Source organism: Candidatus Magnetaquicoccus inordinatus (genome assembly GCF_004217665.1).
GTDB lineage: Bacteria > Pseudomonadota > Magnetococcia > Magnetococcales > Magnetaquicoccaceae > Magnetaquicoccus > Magnetaquicoccus inordinatus.
The window spans coordinates 1-4,032 of sequence record NZ_RXIU01000268.1 but is presented as its reverse complement, the minus strand read 5'-3'; the positions used below and the strand labels follow the sequence as shown (position 1 = coordinate 4,032).

5 protein-coding genes are annotated in these 4,032 nt (G+C 48.7%); all 5 read right to left on the bottom strand.

The window, feature by feature from the left end:
- Positions 1–832 (bottom strand): GspE/PulE family protein (locus EJP87_RS14395; RefSeq protein ID WP_193771408.1); only part of this gene is annotated, 832 nt, incomplete at its 3' end.
- 187 nt (positions 833–1,019) lie between these two features.
- Positions 1,020–1,532, bottom strand: a complete 513-nt coding sequence (locus EJP87_RS14390; protein ID WP_193771407.1) for a GspH/FimT family pseudopilin — start codon at positions 1,530–1,532, stop codon at positions 1,020–1,022.
- Positions 1,495–1,944 carry a type II secretion system major pseudopilin GspG gene (gene gspG / locus EJP87_RS14385; RefSeq protein ID WP_130472557.1) on the bottom strand — a complete coding sequence of 150 codons (450 nt, stop codon included), beginning with the start codon at positions 1,942–1,944 and terminating at the stop codon, positions 1,495–1,497. Before gspG ends, EJP87_RS14390 begins: the two co-directional genes overlap by 38 nt.
- A 10-nt stretch (positions 1,945–1,954) precedes the next feature.
- The gene (locus EJP87_RS14380) at positions 1,955–3,220 is read right to left on the bottom strand and encodes a type II secretion system F family protein (RefSeq protein WP_130472556.1); all 1,266 of its coding nucleotides are present in this window, start codon (positions 3,218–3,220) and stop codon (positions 1,955–1,957) included.
- Positions 3,189–4,032, bottom strand: an 844-nt coding sequence (locus tag EJP87_RS14375) for a GspE/PulE family protein (RefSeq protein WP_193771406.1), incomplete at its 5' end; no start/stop codon positions are given. The genes EJP87_RS14380 and EJP87_RS14375, both read right to left, overlap by 32 nt.

The window sequence follows — 4,032 nt, the reverse complement described above, 5'->3', positions numbered from 1 at the left end:
GGTGAAGTGCCTTACGGAAATCGATAAGCATATCGGCTCCGAAGCCCAAGGCGGAAAGTTCCAGGAGAACAGCGGATTTGTCGAGTATGCGCAATACCACCGACTCCCCATAAAGTGTCGGGGTGGTAGAAACGCGAAAATCAACTAGCTTACCACGTACAGCCATACGGATACGACCGTCCTGGGGTAGGCGTCGTTCAGCAAAATCAAGCCTAGCGATGATCTTGATTCGAGAAATAACAGGTGCAGCCTGATTTTTTGGAAAAGTCTCTTCATCAGTAAGCAATCCGTCTCTGCGGAAACGCACACGTAACACATCTTCAAACGGTTCAACGTGAATATCGGAAGAAACGAACTCTACGGCCCTTTCGATCAATTGTTCGACCAACTTGATAACTGGCCCTTCAGCGGCCTGATCCTTAAGACGTTCAAGATCATCATCAGAGACGATACTTGCTTCTCCAGAACTGTTTTGAATTCCCGGAAACTGCAGTTTCAAAGCAGCTTCAATTTCGGCAGGAACTCCAACCTTTGGAAAAATAGGTTTTCCATAGCGCAACTTAAGAGCTTGCAAACTGAACGTATCTAGTGGATCGGCCACAGCGACCTGTAGTCCGTGCGGAGCCTCGCATAGCGGTACAATATGGTTTTCCAGGAAAAAACTGCTATTAACTACTCCATCTAAAACGGGGGTAACAGGATATTCCCCAGCCTGCACAAGGGGCAGCCCCAAAAGCTGGGCCTTGACGTTGGCCAGATCCTTGTCATTGACCAACCCGAGCTTGACTAACGCCTGATCGAATCGACTCGTTCCAGCATCGTGATGTCGCATAGCTCTATCCATACCAGTCGAGTCCAACTGTCCGTGATGAATTAGCCATTCACCCATTAATTGAAAAAAAACGGAGAGACTGATACCCTGACTACATCCATAAGTCATTATATAACACACTCAAAAAAAAGAGCAAAAAACTGATAACAGATTTGCATTCAAAACACCTTTCCAAAAATTTTCACGCTTATTTTATTAACGCTAATTCGCTATCTTGCAAGGCCCTATTGTAAAACAAGAAATAATCAATTTTCGCTCTACTGCAGTGGTTATATCTACCATGCTGGGGGCTAGCTCCCAAATATAAAGGCCCAGAATTAGAACTACCGTTCGGGAAAAAGCGGATGCCTCCCTGGTTTTCGTTCCGTTTTTCCAACTCCGCTACCGTGAAAGCTAGCTCCATTTCAGGTGGACAGTTTACCGTCCTATCCAAACTGCCACCACCGATGAGGTTGGTATTTCGATCGAGCAGCACCCACACTTCCCGATGGGAAAAGACTGCTTGGCTTCGGGCAAACCGCATCAGAGCTGCACCTTCCCGGAAAGTCGATTCAAGCCGTAAGGAAGGCAACGCTGCCTCCATGGTCATTGGGGTCAGGCTAGCTAAGAGACTAAGAATAGCCAGAGTTACCATCAGTTCAATAAGCGTGTAGCCACCCTTGTCAGGGTTTTTTCCAGCTGGTGATATCCTTGTTTTCACCCTCACCACCCTCCTGACCATCGGCTCCCAGGGAAGAGAGATCGAACTTACTGCCATGTTTACCTGGAAAAACATAGACATAAGGCCTGCCCCAGGGATCCGTCAGCATGCTCTCCTTGACATAAGGGCCTTTCCACTTACCACCGACAGCAGATGGAGCTTCCAATAGTGCCTTCAGCCCTTCCTCTTGGGTAGGATAGCGACCGATGTTCAACCGGAAAACATCAAGCTTCGAGGAGATGTTCTCGATCTGTACTGCCGCCGCGTCGCCCTGGGCTCCCCCCAGCGTACCAAGGAGAGCCGGAGCTGCCAGAGTAACCAGCAGGCCGAGAATCATCAGCACGACCAGCAACTCAATCAGAGTGAAACCAAAATCTGAGCGTACCGCCGTTTTCCCATAGATACAAGGCATAAGCTATCCCCTAGAAAGCGAGTTTATTTACACTCAATACGGTAATCAGGATTGAAGCAACGATCAAGGCCACTAATATTCCCAATCCAATGGTGATGGCCGGAGTAAGAAGGGCCATCAAACGAGCAACACCCCTTTCAACCTCTTTTTCGTAGATACTACCGATACGTTCCAGCATTTCGTTCAACTGGCCCGTTTCCTCACCGATGCGTAGTAGTTGGATTACTCGACTCGGAAAAATTCCCTTCTTTTCTAGAGCTTTCGATAACCCATCTCCCATACTCAGGCCTTTCTGTACTTCCAGCATGGCTTCAGCCAACACCAGATTACCCATTGTAGCTATCGACATACTCATAGCCTTCATGGTCTCGACCCCGTTTTTCATCAACGTAGCAAAGGTCCTACTGAATCTAGCCACCTCAAACTTGACGATGACATCGCCCACTAGGGAGCTATTCAACAGGATAAGGTGCCATTTTTTACGAATCTTCGGCTGCCTAAACAACACTCGCCCCCCAAGAAAAATAAGCAGGAACAGGACAAACCCTACTTTGCCATAATTGCGAAAGCCGTGGCTAATACCCATCAAAATTTGGGTCAAAAAGGGTAGCTTATCTCCAGCATCCTTGAACAAAGGTTCGAACTGGGGAAGAACCATGCCGAAAAGTACCGCCAGGGAACCACCCATCATGAAGAGCATGATGTACGGATAGACCAAGGCAGATTTTGTTTTTGAACGTATCTCCTCGGCTCGTTCCAGAAAGCTGGAAAGCTCTCCTAACGCCATAGCCAGATTACCCCCTACTTCACCAGCCCGTACCATGTTGACGAAAAGTGGCGGATAATTCTCTGGCTGGCTTTCCAGAGCTTTAGAAAGTGTGTCTCCGTCATGGATGCGTTCCATGACCAACCGAAGCGATTTACCAAGCCTCGGATTGTCCGACAGTTCAGCCATCAACCGGATGGCGCGTCCAACATCCATTCCTGCATCAACCAATGTAGCCAACTCGCGGGAAAGATAGATCAGATCGTCGCTTTCAAGACCCGATTTGCGAATTACCGAAACGAGTCCAAAGGTACCCCTTTTGGCATCCTGAATAGTCAAGGGTGTCAGCCCTTTCTCCCGCAACTGCCGGGCTGCGGCAAATCGGTCCGCAGCCACAACTTGATCGGCAACTATTTCCCGACTACCAAGTTTGACCGCTTTGTAGACGTATATGGGCAAGTTAACGAACCCCAAGCGTTTAGGTTGATTGTCTGTAAGCCGTTCGAACAACTTCTTCCAAAGATGTCACCCCTTCCAAGATCTTTTTTAGACCATCCAGATAGAGGGTACGCATACCACCCTGCACCGCAGCTCGTTCAATCTCGCCTGCCTCCCCGCTTCGGAGAATGATGGAGGTTATGCTTTCTGAAGGCAAAAGAAACTCGCCAATGTTAGTTCGCCCACGATAGCCCGATTCGTGGCAGGCCTTACATCCGCGTCCACGAAAAATAGTCACGTCTCCTTCAGGAACAAGGGCTTTCAGCCCATATTCCCTGGCCAGTGAATCTTCAAGCTGGTAGGGTTCGCGACATGCTGTACAGATTCTGCGCACCAATCGTTGCGCCAGAACTCCAACCAGGGTAGATGTCAGTAGATAATCCTTAATGCCCATTTCCAGGAGACGAGTAATGGTAGCTGCAGCACTGTTGGTATGAAGAGTGGAAAGAACCAGATGGCCGGTCAAAGCTGATTCGACAGCAATCTTAGCCGATTCGGCATCGCGGATTTCACCCACCATGATAATATCTGGATCCTGTCGTAGAAATGAGCGCAAGGCTCTGGCAAAGGTTAGTTCAATCTGTGGCTTTACCTCAACCTGATTGATACCTTTCAATTCGTATTCAATAGGATCCTCGATGGTGAGTATCTTTTTTTCTGGAGAATTAAGTTCGGACAGCGCAGCGTAAAGGGTAGTCGTTTTGCCACTGCCCGTGGGCCCAGTCACGAGCAAAATACCGTTTGGGCGGTGAAGTGCCTTACGGAAATCGATAAGCATATCGGCTCCGAAGCCCAAGGCGGAAAGTTCCAGGAGAACAGCGGAT